At 64.7% G+C, this 16,261-nt stretch carries 14 protein-coding genes; 9 read left to right on the top strand and 5 right to left on the bottom strand.

Annotation, left to right across the window (positions count from 1 at the left end):
• The first annotated feature begins 100 nt into the window (after positions 1-100).
• Positions 101-478, top strand: a complete 378-nt coding sequence (locus CI41S_RS21585; RefSeq protein WP_139861487.1) for a VOC family protein — start codon at positions 101-103, stop codon at positions 476-478.
• A 176-nt stretch (positions 479-654) separates the two neighbouring features.
• Here the strand turns inward: CI41S_RS21585 and CI41S_RS21580 are convergent, their stop codons facing one another.
• Positions 655-1,275: an LOG family protein gene (locus CI41S_RS21580; protein WP_139861486.1), complete on the bottom strand. Its 621-nt coding sequence runs from the start codon at positions 1,273-1,275 to the stop codon at positions 655-657.
• Between the two features lie 212 nt (positions 1,276-1,487).
• Here CI41S_RS21580 and CI41S_RS21575 point away from each other — a divergent pair, with 212 nt between their 5' ends.
• The 4 genes from CI41S_RS21575 (at position 1,488) to CI41S_RS21560 (ending at position 6,302) form a co-directional block, all read left to right on the top strand.
• Positions 1,488-3,476: an ABCB family ABC transporter ATP-binding protein/permease gene (locus tag CI41S_RS21575; RefSeq protein WP_172628125.1), complete on the top strand. Its 1,989-nt coding sequence runs from the start codon at positions 1,488-1,490 to the stop codon at positions 3,474-3,476.
• Positions 3,427-4,239: a phosphatidylserine decarboxylase gene (locus CI41S_RS21570; protein ID WP_283813135.1), complete on the top strand. Its 813-nt coding sequence runs from the start codon at positions 3,427-3,429 to the stop codon at positions 4,237-4,239. Before CI41S_RS21575 ends, CI41S_RS21570 begins: the two co-directional genes overlap by 50 nt.
• Positions 4,240-4,318: 79 nt before the next feature.
• Positions 4,319-5,194: a CDP-diacylglycerol--serine O-phosphatidyltransferase gene (pssA, locus tag CI41S_RS21565; RefSeq protein WP_139862095.1), complete on the top strand. Its 876-nt coding sequence runs from the start codon at positions 4,319-4,321 to the stop codon at positions 5,192-5,194.
• Positions 5,195-5,582: 388 nt separating this feature from the next.
• The gene (locus tag CI41S_RS21560) at positions 5,583-6,302 is read left to right on the top strand and encodes an RraA family protein (protein WP_139482697.1); all 720 of its coding nucleotides are present in this window, start codon (positions 5,583-5,585) and stop codon (positions 6,300-6,302) included.
• 170 nt (positions 6,303-6,472) lie between these two features.
• On the opposite strand, the gene CI41S_RS21555 is transcribed toward CI41S_RS21560, so the two are convergent.
• Complete coding sequence (locus CI41S_RS21555) at positions 6,473-7,108, bottom strand: TerC family protein (RefSeq protein ID WP_139861484.1); 636 nt, start codon at positions 7,106-7,108, stop codon at positions 6,473-6,475.
• A 274-nt stretch (positions 7,109-7,382) separates the two neighbouring features.
• Positions 7,383-7,820, bottom strand: a complete 438-nt coding sequence (locus tag CI41S_RS21550; protein ID WP_244626620.1) for a hypothetical protein — start codon at positions 7,818-7,820, stop codon at positions 7,383-7,385.
• Positions 7,821-7,925: 105 nt separating this feature from the next.
• Between CI41S_RS21550 and CI41S_RS21545 the strand changes: the two genes are divergently transcribed.
• Positions 7,926-8,753, top strand: a complete 828-nt coding sequence (locus tag CI41S_RS21545; RefSeq protein ID WP_139861483.1) for an SDR family NAD(P)-dependent oxidoreductase — start codon at positions 7,926-7,928, stop codon at positions 8,751-8,753.
• Here CI41S_RS21545 and pdxR read toward each other — a convergent pair.
• Positions 8,731-10,170, bottom strand: coding sequence for a MocR-like pyridoxine biosynthesis transcription factor PdxR (gene pdxR, locus CI41S_RS21540; protein ID WP_139861482.1), 1,440 nt, complete (start codon positions 10,168-10,170; stop codon positions 8,731-8,733). The genes CI41S_RS21545 and pdxR overlap by 23 nt on opposite strands.
• Before the next feature lie 88 nt (positions 10,171-10,258).
• On the opposite strand from pdxR, the gene CI41S_RS21535 reads away from it, so the two are divergent.
• Positions 10,259-10,678: a cupin domain-containing protein gene (locus CI41S_RS21535; protein WP_139861481.1), complete on the top strand. Its 420-nt coding sequence runs from the start codon at positions 10,259-10,261 to the stop codon at positions 10,676-10,678.
• A complete protein-coding gene (locus tag CI41S_RS21530; protein ID WP_139861480.1) occupies positions 10,675-11,145 on the top strand; it encodes a carboxymuconolactone decarboxylase family protein in 471 nt (156 codons plus the stop codon). Before CI41S_RS21535 ends, CI41S_RS21530 begins: the two co-directional genes overlap by 4 nt.
• A gap of 423 nt (positions 11,146-11,568) precedes the next feature.
• Here the strand turns inward: CI41S_RS21530 and CI41S_RS21525 are convergent, their stop codons facing one another.
• Positions 11,569-11,808, bottom strand: coding sequence for a hypothetical protein (locus CI41S_RS21525; protein WP_139861479.1), 240 nt, complete (start codon positions 11,806-11,808; stop codon positions 11,569-11,571).
• Position 11,809: 1 nt separating this feature from the next.
• Here CI41S_RS21525 and CI41S_RS44040 point away from each other — a divergent pair, with 1 nt between their 5' ends.
• Positions 11,810-16,255, top strand: a complete 4,446-nt coding sequence (locus CI41S_RS44040; RefSeq protein WP_175607160.1) for a DUF5801 repeats-in-toxin domain-containing protein — start codon at positions 11,810-11,812, stop codon at positions 16,253-16,255.
• The last annotated feature ends 6 nt before the right edge of the window (positions 16,256-16,261 follow it).

Raw genomic sequence — 16,261 nt, 5'->3', positions numbered from 1 at the left:
TCATTGCGAGCGAAGCGAAGCGTTCCATCGTTCCGCATGGTCGGATGTATGGATTGCTTCGTCGCTTCGCTCCTCGCAATGACGAGGAAGAGAGGGACACATGATCGACCACGTCTCCGTCGGCGTCCGCGATCTCGATCGCGCGGCGAGGTTCTATGAACCGGCGCTGGCCGCGCTCGGCTTGAGCCGCCTCGTCACGCGTCCCGCGACGATCGGCTTCGGCAAGGCCTATCCCGAATTCTGGATCAATCTGCGCGCCGCGATGGCGCAGGTACCGCACGAAAGCGGCACGCACATCTGCCTGCGCGCGAAGACCACGGCCGAGGTCGATGCCTTCCATGCTGCGGCGCTTAGCTCGGGCGGCCGCTCCGACGGCGCGCCGGGCCTGCGCCCGCACGACCGTGTGCGCTACTACGCAGCCTTTGTCCTCGACCCCGACGGCAACCGCATCGAGGCCGTGACGTTTCCGAGCGGGTGAGGTGAGTTTGGCGGCGCGCCTCACCCGTCATCCTGAGGTGCTCGCCTCTTCGGCGAGCCTCGAAGGATGAATCGGCCACTAGCCGGGCCGTCGACCCTTCGAGGGCCGCTGAACAAGCGGCCGCCTCAGGGTGACGGGGATGATATCGCACGAAACGTGCCCTAAGAGACCCAAGATCAGAGCCGTCGCGCCACTTCGGGCGCGAGTTCCTTCGCGGCCTCCGGCGTGCGCGCCAGCGCTGAACGCAGCCTCGGCAAAATTTCGTCGACGCGGTCGGCCATCAGCACGTTGACGTCCAGCGTGCCGCGGATGAACTCGGTCGTGCGCATGTGGCTCAAGAGCGAGAGCAGCGGCTCCCAGAAGTTGTCGATGTTGGCGAGCAGGATCGGCTTGTGATGACGGCCGAGCTGCTGCCAGGTCATCTGCTCGACCAGTTCCTCCAGCGTGCCGACGCCGCCGGGCAGCGCCACGAACGCGTCCGAGCGCTCGAACATCAGCCGCTTGCGCTCATGCATGTCGGGCGTGACGATCATCTCCTGCACCGTGGTCAGCGCGTTCTCGCGCGCCCGCAGGAATTCCGGAATGATGCCGGTGACCGAGCCGCCGTGATCCAGCGTGGACCTTGCAACCGCGCCCATCAGGCCGACCGACCCGCCGCCATAGACCAGGCGGACATTGTTCTCGGCAAACGCCTTGCCGAGCGCAATGGCAGCCTCAACGAAGCGGGGATTGTTACCGGGGCCGGAGCCGCAATAGACACAGACAGTCTTGATTTGGTCGGTCTTGATTTGTTTCATGCGATCCTTGTGGCACTGCAGCGAAAACCGCGCAAGACTCTCATATGGGGATGGTGAGCCGAAAAATCCCGTAAATTCCCGCGAATCGCGAACAATTTTCGCCACAAGTCTGTACGCGGCATTCAAACGATCTATATGACGGGCAATATGGCAAACAGTGGAAAAGATGTGGCGGCGGGCCGGCGCGCCGTTCCGGTGCGGGCGGGCTTCTGATGGCGCCGCCGCAACCTGACAAGCCCGCGGTCGCGCCACCGGCGGCTGCGATACCTGCCGCCGAGAAGGCGACGCTGTTCGGCACCCTTATCCATCTCTGGCCCTATATCTGGCCGGGCGATCGCGACGATCTGAAGATGCGCGTGGTCTGGTCGGTGGTCCTCCTGCTGTTCGCGAAGCTCGCGACGCTGTCGGTGCCGTTCACCTTCAAATGGGCTGTTGATGCGCTGAACGGCGCCGGCTCGGCGCCGGTCGCGCCATCCGACTGGTTGCTGTGGCTGATCGCCTCGCCGGTGCTGATGACGATCAGCTACGGCGCGGTGCGCATCATCATGGCGGTGCTGACGCAGTGGCGCGACGGCATCTTCGCCCGCGTCGCCATGCACGCGGTGCGGCGGCTCGCCTACATCACCTTCGTGCACATGCACGAATTGTCGCTGCGCTTCCATCTCGAGCGCAAGACCGGCGGCCTGACCCGCATCCTCGAGCGCGGCCGCAGCGGGATCGAGACCATTGTGCGGATGGTGATTTTGCAGCTGATCCCGACCATCGTCGAGGTCGCGCTGCTGGCGGCGGTGCTGCTCTGGCAGTTCGACTGGCGCTATGTGCTGGCAGTGCTGCTCACCGTCGTCGTGTTCATGTACTTCACCTACGTCGCGACGGAATGGCGGATCGAGATCCGCCGCAACATGAACGAGTCCGACACCGAGGCGAACACCAAGGCGATCGACTCGCTGCTCAACTACGAGACCGTGAAATATTTCGGCGCCGAGGAGCGCGAGGCCAAGCGCTACGACCGCTCGATGGAGCGCTACGAGCGGGCCAGTGTGAAGACCTATACCTCGCTTGCCGTGCTCAACACCGGGCAGGCGTTCATCTTCACCGCGGGCCTCACGGCGACCATGGTGATGTGCGCGTTCGGTATCCGCAACGGCACCCACACCGTCGGCGATTTCGTGCTGATCAATTCGATGATGATTCAGCTTTACCAGCCGCTGAATTTCATGGGCATGGTCTATCGCGAGATCAAGCAGGCGATCATCGACATCGAGAAGATGTTCGAGGTGCTGGCGCGCGATCCCGAGGTGAAGGACGCGCCGGGCGCAAAGCCGCTCGCCGTGTCTTCCGGCAGCGTGCGCTTCGAGGACGTCCGCTTCTCCTACGAACACGACCGGCCGATCCTGAAAGGGCTCAGTTTCGAGGTGCCCGCAGGCAAGACGGTCGCGATCGTCGGTCCGTCCGGCGCCGGCAAGTCGACGATCTCGCGGCTGCTGTTCCGCCTCTATGACGTCTCTGGCGGCCGGATCCTGATCGATGGCCAGGACATCCGTGCAGTGACGCAGACCTCGCTGCGCGCGGCGATCGGCATGGTGCCGCAGGACACCGTGCTGTTCAACGACACCATCCGCTACAACATCCGCTATGGCCGCTGGGGCGCCAGCGACGACGAGGTGGAGGAGGCGGCGCGGCTGGCGCAGATCGACGGTTTCATCCGGCTGTCGCCGCAGGGCTACGAGACTCAGGTCGGCGAGCGCGGCCTAAAGCTGTCCGGCGGCGAGAAGCAGCGGGTGGCGATCGCGCGCACCGTGCTGAAGGCGCCGCCGATCCTGGTGCTGGACGAGGCGACGTCGGCGCTCGACAGCCACACCGAGCACGAGATCCAGGGCGCGCTGGAGCGGGTCTCGCGCAACCGCACTTCGCTGGTGATCGCGCATCGGCTGTCGACCATCGTCGGCGCCGACGAGATCATCGTGCTGGACCAGGGCCGGATCGCCGAGCGCGGCACCCATGCGCGGCTTTTGGCCGCCGACGGCCTCTACGCCAGCATGTGGAACCGGCAGCGCGAGGCCGAGGCGGCCCGCGAACGGCTGGCGCAAGTCGACGACAACGGCTCGGCGCCGAACCGCCTGCCGCCGGTGGTCGCCGAACCGGCCGAGGATTCCGCGGCTGACCGGGGCGAGAAACCCTTGCCGACCGCCGCGGAATAGTCGATCTAGGGCGCTCTGCCGCCAGTGGGGCGGGGGTACCACAGCGAGATCAAAGCGAGATCAGATGTCGATCGCCAATTCCATCCGCGCGCAGATCCCGCCGATCCACCCCGAGGGTTATCCCTTCATCGGCGGCTTTGCGCTGGCGAGCCTGATCCTGTTCTGGATCTGGACCCCGCTCGGCTGGCTCGGCACGCTGCTGACAATCTGGTGCGCGCTGTTCTTCCGCGATCCCGTGCGCGTGACGCCGGTGCGCGACGGCATCGTGGTGTCGCCGGCCGATGGCCGCGTCTCGATGGTCGGGCAGGCGCTGCCGCCGGCCGAACTCGGCCTCGGCGACCGCCCGTTGCCGCGGGTCTCGATCTTCATGAGCGTGTTCAACTGCCATGTGAACCGCGCGCCGGTCGCCGGCCGCATCGACCGCATCGCCTATCGGCCCGGCGCCTTCATCAATGCCGAGCTCGACAAGGCGAGCGAGGACAATGAGCGCAACTCGCTGGTGATCTCGACGCCGAACGGCCGCATCGGCGTGATCCAGATCGCGGGCCTGGTGGCGCGGCGCATCGTCTGCTTCGTCAAGGAAGGCCAGTCGATCGGCGCCGGCGAACGCTTTGGCCTGATCCGCTTCGGCTCGCGGCTCGACGTCTATTTCCCCGAGGGCACCAAGGCGCTGGTCTCCGAAGGCCAGACCGCAGTTGCCGGCGAGACCGTGCTGGCGGATTTCCGCGCCCCCGACCCGGGCCGCACCTTCCGCGCCGATTAACTCTGTTTTGCCAGCCAACTCAGCCGGTTCCGCCCGCAATGGCGGAGGGCCGCGGCGCTTGCTATATTACATCACCATGATGCCGTCAGACCCCAACTCGCCCGAGTATCGCCGCCGCCGGTTCCGCCCGATCCCGGTGCGCATGCTGGTGCCGAACATGATCACGCTGCTGGCGATCTGCGCCGGCCTCACTGCTATCAGGCTGTCGACCGAGGGGCGGATGGAGCTTGCGGTCGCCGCGATCGTGTTCGCCGCGATCCTCGACGGCATCGACGGCCGTGTCGCGCGCATGATCAAGGGCCAGTCGAAATTCGGCGCCGAGCTCGACAGCCTCGCCGACTTCGTCAATTTCGGCGTCGCGCCGGGCCTGATCCTGTATTTCTGGCAGCTCCACGAACTCAACAATGGCGGCTGGATCGCCGCGATGGTGTTCGCGATCTCGGGCGGCCTGCGCCTTGCGCGCTTCAACGCCTCGATCGACGACCCGAACAAGCCGGCGTTCGCCGCCAACTATTTTACCGGCGTGCCGGCGCCGGCCGGCGCGATCACGGTGCTGCTTCCGGTCTATCTCGCCTTCCTCGGTGTGCCGATGCCGCCGGCGACGCTGACCGCGTTCTATACGCTCTTGATCGCATTCCTGATGGTGTCGCGGCTGCCGGTGTTTTCCGGCAAGACGGTGAAGATGCGGGTGCCGCCGGAGATGGTGCTGCCGGTGTTCGTCGCGGTCGTGGTCTTTGTCGCGCTCCTGATCGGCTATCCCTGGCACATCCTCTCGGCCGGCACGGTGGCCTATCTGATCAGCCTTCCCTGGGGCTGGAAGACCTATCGCGACCACGAGCGCAGCCTTGCGGCGCAGACCGCCGCTGCCGTGGCGCCCGCGCCGGAGGCGGCGTCGACTTTTCCGCCGTCGCCCACGGCCACGGATCAGGACAATCGGCCGGCAAGGCTGAACTGAAGCATCTCTCAAACCCGTCATCCTGAGGTGCGAGCCTTGCAGCGCGATTGCGCTGCTGGGCGAGCCTCGAAGGATGAATCGGCCACAGTCGGGGCCGTCGACCCTTCGAGGGCCGCTGAAGAAGCGGCCACCTCAGGGTGACGGTGAGAGAGTGGCGCCCGCATCCACGCCCGACCAACCATCCACGTCATTGCGAGCGAAGCGAAGCAATCCATCTTTCCGCATATGCGGCGGCCATGGATTGCTTCGCTTCGCCCGCAATGACGGGAGGGAGCGGCGCGCATCTTCCCAAATATCAGCCATTCGCGGGCCTCGGTTGGGTCGGCGCCCGATCTCGGCTATAGCCTGAAGCCGGCCCGCGAACGCCGAAAACCAGGAGAGAAACGCCGTGACGACATCCGCTTCCGCCCCGCTGCCCGCATCCGTCCTCGAAGCGTTGGCGCGCTATGACACGCCGACGATCTGCAACGCGATGGAGGTCGTGGCGCCGGAACGCCGCCTGATCGGCTACACGGTGAAGCCGCTGGTCTGCCCGTTCCCGACGCTGCCGCCGATCGTCGGCTACGCCCGCACCGTCGCGATCCGCTCGGTGCTGAAATCCGGCCTGTCGGCCGAGGAGCAGTCGAAGCGCCGCATCGAATACTACGAATATGTCGGCACCGGCTTCGGTCCGCGCATCTCGGTGATCCAGGACATCGACGGCCCCGACGTCGGCTACGGCGCGTTCTGGGGCGAGGTGCAGAGCAACGTGCACAAGGCGCTCGGCTGCCTCGGCGTCATCACCGACGGTTCGATCCGCGACATCCCGCAATGGGCGCCTGGCTTCCAGGCGCTGGCCGGCTCGATCGGCCCGTCGCACGCCTGGGTGCATGCCGAAAGCTTCGGCGGCGAGGTCCGAGTCGCCGGCATGACGGTGCGTTCCGACGACCTGATCCACGCCGATTGCCACGGCGCGATCGTGATCCCGTATGAACTGGCGGCGAAGCTGCCGGAAGCGGCCGAACTGTGCGGCCGCCGCGAAACGCCAATCCTCGAGATCGCACGTAGCAAGGACTTTTCGCTCGAGAAGCTGAAGGAGGCGCTGAAGCGCTCGGCGGAAATCCACTAGTTCCGCGACGGCGCTGCGCTCCCTCTGCCGCTTGCGGGGAGGGAGCGCAGGGCCAAACCGCGAAAACAACCCCATGCAAAGTAGCCGGCGGCTGCCGGCGCTCGACGGCCACTTGACACGTCGGGCAACTCACCGTTACTCTTCCATTATTCCGAAGTCGGCCTGAGCGATCACGCCGGCGCGACCTGGGCGACATCGGCAATGCCGCGCACCGTCATGTCGATAGCGACGTAGAGGATCACGGCGAGGCCGACATAGGCGATCCAGCGGTGCTTCTGCAGCAGGTTCGCGATGAACGAGGCGGCAACGCCCATCATCGCGATCGAGAGCACGAGGCCGAACACCAGGATGATCGGCTGCTCGCGCGCAGCGCCGGCGACCGCCAGCACGTTGTCGAGCGACATCGAGACGTCGGCGACGATGATCTGGGTCGCGGCCTGCCACAGGGTCTTGCGCGGCGGCGCCTTGCCGTCAGCGCTATGTTCCGCGGTGGACTCGTGAGCGGACGCGCGGAGCTCGCGCCACATCTTCCAGCACACCCAGAGCAGCAGGATGCCGCCGGCGAGCAGGAGGCCGACGATCTGCATCAGCTGCGTGGTGGCGACCGCGAACATGATGCGCAGCAGGGTCGCCGCGCCGATGCCGATCAGGATCGCCTTGGTGCGTTGCTTTTCGGGCAAGCCTGCGGCGGCCAGGCCGATCACCACGGCGTTGTCGCCGGCGAGCACGAGATCGATGAGGACGACCTGCAGCAGCGCGCTGAGGGCATCGAGCGAGAACAGGTCGGGCGAGAATAGTTCGGACATGGGTCGGCTCCCCTTGCGGTCTGGGGAGTGGATCCAATTCGACTCAATTGGTTGTTGCCGTCACGCGAACGGCAAATCCGCCACGGCACGAGGTCGCGCCGAGGGTCGAGCAGGGCCACTCCAACTTGCGTTCCAGTCCGACATCGCAGCTTGTGGCTGCCAGAGGGGCCCGGCCTGGGATTTACGGTCAAAGCGCGATGGGATCATCGCGCTTGGTTTCTTGTTTGAGCATGATCTCTTCGGAAAACCGCTTCACACTTTTCCGGATCATGCTCTATTCCGGACGCCGCGCCGCCTGTTCCTCGAAGAACAGCGCCGCCTGGTCCGGCTCGCCGAGGATCGCCGCCGCAACGCCCATGAAGGTGAATGCGCCGGCAAAATCCCACAGATTGACCTTCGCCACGCTGGTCCGCGCGTGAATCAGATGCGCGACAAGGGCGGCGACGGCTGCCTGCACGAACAACAACAGGCTGAGCGCGGGCAGGACAAGTGCGGGCTCAACCAGGCGCGTAGCGAGAATGATCGGCAGTGCGGTCAGCACGCCGAAGATCAGGAGCATGCCGAAGGGTTCCAGCGAGGGAGCTTTGCGCAAAATCCTGTCCGAAATGATCGAAAACATTTCGTTCCCGCTTCGTCGTCGCCGCCGACGATAGCAGAACCCATCCACCTTGACGCGCGGCGCGGCGCCGCGCGACCGCAGGCCGCGCGACAAATCTGCACCCATCCTGCGGACCGAGGCGTCTTTCGCGCCGGACCCGCCATGGCAAAGTCGGTTCCGCGCGGTTATCTTTGGCGGTGACGCAAGGAGATCGTTGCAATGAACATGGCAGGCAAGACGGTGCTGATCACCGGTTCCACCGACGGCGTCGGCCGCTACGTCGCCATGAAGCTTGCATCCAGCGGCGCCCGGGTTCTGATCCACGGCCGCGATACCAAGCGGGCGCAAACGCTGTGCGACGAGATCAAGCGCGTCAGCGGCAAGGAGCCGATGTTCTACCAGGCCGATCTGTCCTCGCTCGCCGAGGTCCGCGAGTTCGCCCAGCTGGTGCTCGACGATCAGGAGCGCCTCGATGTCCTGGTCAGCAACGCCGGCATCGGCTCGCAGAACGAAGGCCCGGCGCGGCAGACCAGCAAGGACGGCCACGAGCTGCGCTTTGCGGTGAACTATCTCGCCGGCTTCCTGCTGGCGCATCTTCTGCTGCCGCGGCTGAAGGCGAGCGCGCCGGCGCGCATCGTCAACGTCGCCTCGATCGGCCAGCACCCGCTCGATTTCGACGATGTGATGATCACACGTAATTACAGCGGCAGCCGCGCCTATGCGCAGAGCAAGCTGTCGCAGATCATGTTCACGATTGATCTCGCCGAAGCGCTCGCGGGAACGGGTGTGACGGTGAATTCGCTGCATCCGGCGACTTACATGAACACCACCATGGTGCGCATCAGCGGCGCCACGCCGATGTCGACCGTGGAGCAGGGCGGCGACGCCATCCTGCATCTGGTGCACGGCGACGACGTCGCTGACCGGAGCGGGCTGTTCTTCGACGGCATGCGCGAGGCGCGCGCCCATCCGCAGGCCTATGACGCGGATGCGCGCAAGCGCCTGCGCGCGTTGAGCCTGAAGCTTACCGGCCTGCCGGGGCTCTGACGCGGCGCGGCGGCTGCGCAGCGGGGCTGCGGATCGCATCGAACAGCCGCTTGCATGCGGTGCGGACGCCGCGATCGGGCACGGTCGCAATGCCGAGCAGCAGGCCGGACTGTGCGCGCTCCGGCGCGCTATACCAGGGCGACAGCGGCGCCGGCGCGAGCCCGTGCGCCAGCACCTGCCGTGCGATCTCGACATCATTGGTGGTGTCCGGCAGCGTCAGCATGACGGCGAGGCCGGCCACGCGCACATCGTTGGTGAAGGCGCGCAGGCTCGCGGTCAGCGCATCGCGGCTGTCGCAATAGGCCCGCTTGGTGCGCCGGAGGTGCCGGATGTAGTGCCCCTCGCGCATGAACTCGGCGGTCGAGAGCTGCACCGACGGCCCGGGCGCCGGCGCCAGGCACGTCGCGACGTCGGCGAACTGCGCCGCCAGTGGCTCCGGCGCCACCAGGAAGCCGAGCCGCAGCGTCGGCGAAATCGTCTTGCTGAACGAGCCGAGATGGATCACGCGGCCCTGCCGGTCGAGCGAGGCCAGCGCCGGCGCGGCGCGCCCGTCGAGCTGCAACTCGCCGAGGTAATCGTCCTCGATGATCCACCCTCCGGCCTGCGCGGCCCAGTCGAGCAGCCGCGCGCGCCGCTCCGGCGAGAGCGGTGGGCCGAGCGGGGCCTGCTGTCCCGGCGTCACGACGGCGAGCGCTGCATCGGGCGCATGCGCAATACCATAGGCGACGTCGATGCCGGCGTCGTCGACAGGGATCGGGACCAGATCGAGCCGGGCCAGCTCGAGTCCCTTTCGGGTCAGTGGAAAGCCCGGGTCCTCCATCCAGGCGCGGCGGCCTTCGAGCCCGAGCACCCGCAGCGTGAGGCCAAGTCCGCCGCTGAAGCCTGACGTGATCACGATCTGCGCCGGCGAGCATTCGATCCCGCGCGCAATCGCCAGATGGCCGGCGATCTCGCGGCGCAGCTCGAGCTCGCCGCGCGGATCGCTGTAGCGGGTCACCGCGCTCAATTCGGCGCGCACGGCGCGGGCGCGAATCCGCGCCAGCAGCTTTGCGGGAAGCGAATCCTGCGCCGGGACGCCCATCCGGAAGATGCCCTGGCCGCTCAGATCCTGGAACATCTCGACGACCGATCCGGGAGCGACCGGTGTGTCCGGCTTTGCGGTCTTCCGCCGGCCGGCGACCGTGGTCCCGTTCGTCTTCGACGAGACGATGTGCTGGGCGTCGGCGAGCTTTTCATAGGCCGCCCGCACGGTGCCGCGCGCGACGCCGAGCTGTGCCGCGAGGTCGATCCACGACGGCAGCCGGGCGCCCGGCAGCAGCACGCCATTGTCGATCGCCACCGCAATCGCCCTGCGGATCTGCTCGGAGAGCGGCGTCCTGGCCGAGCGGTCGAGCGCGATGGGGAGCGGGGTGGGCATGGCCCGTGGTACACCAATTCGGTTGGTTCTTGGTGCTACTTTTTGGCCCTCCGCGCCCGCATCTATCGGTCAGCAATGGAGACAGAACATGAAGACCTTACTGACGATGCTGCTGGCCTGCACGGCGTTTGCGACACCCGCGCTGGCGCAGAAGCCCCCTGAGACGGTGACGCCGAAATTCGAGCACGTCATCACCAACATCCCCGGAAAATCGCTGGTCTCCGTCGAGGTCACCTTTCCGCCGGGCGCGACGTCGATGCCGCACCACCACGCCAAATCGGCGTTTCTCTATGTCTATATCCTCTCGGGCGCGATCGAGAGCCAGCTGGAGGGCGAACCCGCGCGGACCTATCGGGCCGGCGACAGCTTCTTCGAGCCGCCGGGCGCTCACCACGTGCTAACCCGAAACGTGAGTACGACCGAGCCGGCGAAGCTGCTGGCGACGTTTGTCGTCGACAGCAGCGAAAAGGCGCTGACCACCTACGATCACGAAGGACACAAGCAATGAGCCTGCGCATCGATTACAACAAGGTCGCGCCCGCCGGCATCAAGGCGCTCGGCGGCGTCTACGGCTACATCATGCAGAGCGGCCTCTCCGCGAAGCTGGTCGAGCTGGTCTATCTGCGCATCTCGCAGATCAACGGCTGCGCCTATTGCCTCGATTCCCACACGCGGAGCCTGCTGAAGATGGGCGTCAAGGTCGAGAAGCTCGCGGTGCTGCAGGTCTGGCGCGAAGCCGAAGTGCTGTTCGACGCCGAGGAGCGCGCGGCGTTGGCCTGGGCCGAGACCGTCACCCGCGTCGCCGAGACCGCGATCCCGGACGAGGAGTATGCGGCAGCCCGCAAGGTCTTCAGCGAGAAGCAGCTGGTCGACCTGACCATCGCGATCGGCCTGATGAACACCTACAACCGGATCGGGATCGGTTTTCGCAACCCGCCGCAGGCCGTGCTGGAGCACGATGCCGCCGCGGCGTGAATGGGCAGAGCCGACGTGTCTCATGGAATCTCGAGGCTCGGCTTTTCGACTGACGGACGACGGTGAGGCGAGGGCAACTCGCGCCAGCCTTGGGCAGGAACGAGCGCTTTGGCGGCCGAGCTGCCAAAGCGCTTGTTGCATGACCATCGCGTGGACTTATCGGCACGCCGTGAGCCCTCGCTGTGGACACACGTGCAGGTCGATTCCATCGTTGTTCTATCAAAACCGATGTGAGGCGATGCGTCTCATCCCAACGGGGTAATGCCTTTTAGCAATTTACCGCGAATTGTCTCGCTCCCTTACTGGAAGGTTCCAAACGCAGGTCTGGTTCCGATTTATTCATTGCGACTTCGTCGGCTTCCCGATTTGGGTTCGCGGCGGTCTGCGGCAGATCGAGGAAGCATAGCGTTCAAAGGCGTTCGATTATTCCATTGCCGTTATTTTTTCCGACTGATCGTTCAGGCTGGGTTTGAAGGGCATACGCAAGGTCGCGCATTTATTGCTGCGCCCCATTTGCATGGACTGCCAGAAACTGACGTCCCCTCCCGGCGAGCGCAACAGATCGCCGGAGAGCGAGCGCGCAAAATTTTGATCAGACAGGAATATTTCGGGACCGATCGCGCGCCAGGGCGCGAGGCGGCCTGCATCCGATTGGGAGGACACTATGGCACTCGACATCGTAGCCCAGGACCTCATCATCGACGAGACCTCCGGTCTTCAGGACGATGACACCAGCGCGACCAACGCCACGGTGACTTATCTTTTAAGCCTCGACAGTGCAGGCGGGCTGGCCTCACCACAGGTTGCCTCCCAGGCCGACTTCGTGGTGGCCTCGGCGAGCGCAGGGGAAACCATCTCCTCAATCATTCTCACCCAGAATTCCGGTGGCACGCCGTTTTCCACCAGCGTCGGCGTGAACAGCGGCATCAAGACCGTCGATGGCAACTATGTCTGGCTGTTCCAGGACGCAACCCACTCCAACGTCGTGATCGGCGTGATCGGCACCTCCGATCCGGCCGCTGCGCCTGCCGCAACCGGTCCACTCGCGTTCTCATTCGCACTGGTCAGCACGAGCGCCACCCATGCGGACCTGTACACGGTCCAGTATGTGCCGCTGCTCCATCCGGACACGAACGACCCGGACGATCGCATCGATTTGACTGACAAGGTGTTCGCCTCGGTCTCGGCGTCCACGGTGGTCAATTTCAGTCAGCTCGGCGACGCTCCTCCCGGACACAACGACTGGTACATCCTCGACGCCGACGTGGCGTCCACGCAGAAGATACTTGTCACGGCCCACGATACCGGCGTGCAATCCGAAGTCAACGTCAGTACGCAGGGCCTGGGCGTCGCATCGCAGGACGTGCGCTTTGGCCGCGAGCTCCAGATCGATCTGATCAGCGGCGGCACGCAGAGTGCGGGCAAGGACTTTACCAATTCGCCAACCGCACCTAACTACACCGCCCACCTCGATAACATCTCGAGCGCGGGCTTCTCGATCTCGCAGTCCACGCCGACCAACACCAAGGCCAATATCGAGATCCACGCCTATAACAATGACGACAACGCGAAAGGTGCTGCATTCCCCGGCGATGACAACGACACGGAGATCAACATCACGGGCGCGACGTTCAAATTGAACGGCGTCGCAACGACGGCTGCGGCCCTGGGTATCACCGTCGACCTCAGCGGCACCGGAATGATTCTTCTCAATGTCGGCGAGGGCGTGACGGTCGATTTCACGACCGCAGGCGGGGCTAGCGGAAGCTTTGACCGTTTCACCATCAAGAACATCGATCCGGACAAGGACTATTTCGATGTCAAGGAGGTGCACTTCACCAGTGACACACCGAGCGCCTACACCGAACAGGTCGGATCCTTCATCAACTTCGACGACGACGGTCCGAGCATTTCGACGACCGGCACGGAGCCGACGCTGACCGTCGACGAATCTGCGCTGGCAACCAACGATTCGAAAAGCTTTGCGGCCAACTTCAACTCGGCCTTCGGTGCCGACGGCGCCGGCACGCTGACCTATGCGCTGAGCGTGGTCGCGGGTCCCTCGGGTCTGGTCGACACCGCCACCAACCAGGCGGTCAACCTGTCGCTCAATGGCACGGTGGTTGAAGGCCGCACCGCTGTCAGCAACGACCTGGTGTTCACGGTCAGCGTCGACGCCTCCGGCAATGTCACGCTCGATCAAATCCGGGCGGTGGTCCATCCGGACACCGGCAACGACGATGACAGCAAGACCCTGGCCGCCGACAACCTGGTCAAGCTCACCGCGACCGTCACCGACAAGGATGGCGATCATCAGGCCGCCACCCTCAACATCGGTCAGAACCTCAACTTCAAGGACGACGGGCCGAACATCTCGACGACCGGCACGGAGCCGACCTTGACCGTCGACGAATCTGCGCTGGCAACCAACGATTCGAAGAGCTTTGCGGCCAACTTCAGCTCGGGCTTCGGCGCCGACGGCGCCGGTACGCTGACCTATGCGCTGAGCGTGGTCGCGGGGCCGTCGGGCCTGGTCGACACCGCCACCAACCAGGCGGTCAACCTGTCGCTCAATGGCACGGTGGTTGAAGGCCGCACCGCTGTTAGCAACGACCTGGTGTTCACGGTCAGCGTCGACGCATCCGGCAATGTCACGCTCGATCAGATCCGGGCGGTGGTCCATCCGGATACCGGCAACGACGATGACAGCAAGACCCTGGCCGCGGACAACCTGGTCAAGCTCACCGCGACCATCACCGACAAGGATGGCGATCATCATGCCGCTACCCTCAACATCGGTCAGAACCTCATCTTCAAGGACGACGGGCCGAACATCTCGACGACCGGCACCGAGCCGACGCTGACCGTCGACGAATCTGCGCTGGCAACCAACGATTCGAAGAGCTTTGCGGCCAACTTCAACTCGGGCTTCGGCGCCGACGGCGCCGGCACGCTGACCTATGCGCTGAGCGTGGTCGCGGGTGCATCGGGTCTGGTCGACACCGCCACCAACCAGGTGGTCAACCTATCCCTCAATGGCACGGTGGTTGAAGGCCGCACCGCGGTCAGCAACGACCTGGTGTTCACGGTCAGCGTCGACGCCTCCGGCAATGTCACGCTGGATCAGATCCGGGCGGTGGTCCATCCGGACACCGGCAACGACGACGACAGCAAGACCCTGGCCGCGGACGACCTGGTCAAGCTCACCGCGACCGTCACCGACAAGGATGGCGATCATCATGCCGCCACCCTGAACATCGGTCAGAACCTCAACTTCAAGGACGACGGGCCGAACATTTCGACGACCGGCACGGAGGCGACGGCCACCGCCGACGAGACCGATCTTTCGACCAACCCCACTGCCAATTTCGCCTCCAACTTCAGCTCGGGCTTCGGCGCCGACGGCGCCGGCACGCTGACCTACGCGTTGAGCGTGGTCGCGGGTGCATCGGGGCTGATCGACACCTTGACGGGCGAGGCAGTCAATCTGTCAGTGAACGGTACGGTTGTTGAAGGCCGCACCGCCGTCACCAACGCCCTGGTCTTCACGGTCAGCGTGGACGCCACCGGCGTCGTGACGCTCGACCAGCAGCGGGCGGTCGTGCATGACCCCAATAACGGGCCGAACGACACCGAGACGTTGACGTCGGACAATCTGGTCAAGCTGACGGCAACCATCACCGACAAGGACGGCGACCATCACTCCGCCACTCTCAACATCGGCCAGAACCTGATCTTTACGGACGATGCCCCGACGATTACGGCGCCGTTCGATGCCGACCCCGGTACTGCGGGGATCCAAACTCCTGAAACTCTGGGCAACAGCGCGGGAGCGACAGCCAGCGGGACCTTCGGATACGATATCGGTCACGACAGCCGTCCCACCTCGTTCTACGACGCGACGCACTCCGACTTTGTCGATTCCAACAGTACTCTCGCGGGTGTGCAGATCGACCTGACGGGAACCGTTGACAACTCGCAGAATCCAAACATCACAAACGCCGTGGCGACGCTCACTGCAGAGAGCGCCACCTCCGCGACGTTCGGATTCACGTTCCATTACGACAAGGACCCGATCACAGCCGGTGTGCAGGACAGTACAGCAGGCGGCACACTTGTCTTCGACAAGGTTGCCGACACCTACACGATCACCTTGACCGATCCGATCGACGGATTCAGTTTCGACGTGCTGCACACCGCCGACCTGGTTGCCAAGCAGCCGACCGGCAACACCGGACACCCGCTGATCGTCGCAGAGCAACTGACGCCGAACGCCGATCCAAATCCGTTCTTTGTCCAGTTCACCGCGAACTCGGTTACCCAGCAGATCGGGTTCGGCTTCAACGCGACCGGCGACGGAGCGCCTGTTGGTGACACCACGTTCAACAACGCCGGTGCCATCCACGACATGGTCACCAACGTCAACGAGGACTGGGTCAGCGCAACTCAGGCGACGAACGGTGTCGCCGGAGACACGATACAAAAGGGCGAAGTGCTGACGCTGCGGTTCTTCAAGGAGAATATCCTTAGCGACGTCGACCCGAATGCCCCTGGTGGCGGTACCGAGCGGCTTGACCCGACGACATCCGCCAGTGGCGTCGTCATCAAGTTCGACGGCATTGGTAATTCGGAGGATCTCGTCGTGATCCTCGACCTGAAGAACGCCAACGGCAATGAAATCACCAGAGCCGTCAACGTCGAGAACGCGGACCTCATCAAGGGCAACGCCAATATTCCGTTCCCGTACAACACCGAGTTCACGCTCGACAACAACGATGCCCTGCTCATCATCGAGCAGAACGACTACACGGTCGCTGGCGAGACCTACCAGATACAGGGCATCCAGATCATGCAGAGCTCGAACGGGTTGACGGGTACCGCGATCAACCTGAACGGGGCGATCGGTGCCAATGGCTTTAGCAATGCCACCAGCAATCTGACCGCCTGGGACCCGGCCGATCAGGATGTCTTGAAGATCGTGGACATCGGCTTCGTGCAGCAGACCAGTGGGACAATCGACGCCAACCTCGACTTTGCGTTCAAGGTCGCGGACGCGGACGGGGATGCCACGCTTCTGCAGCACATTCCGGTCGGCGTGCTCAATGCGTAGCCCGCG

The organism is Bradyrhizobium ivorense, from assembly GCF_900696085.1.
In the GTDB taxonomy this organism is placed as follows: domain Bacteria; phylum Pseudomonadota; class Alphaproteobacteria; order Rhizobiales; family Xanthobacteraceae; genus Bradyrhizobium; species Bradyrhizobium ivorense.
Note: the sequence above shows the minus strand (reverse complement) of the source record. Positions and strands in the feature narration are given on the sequence as shown.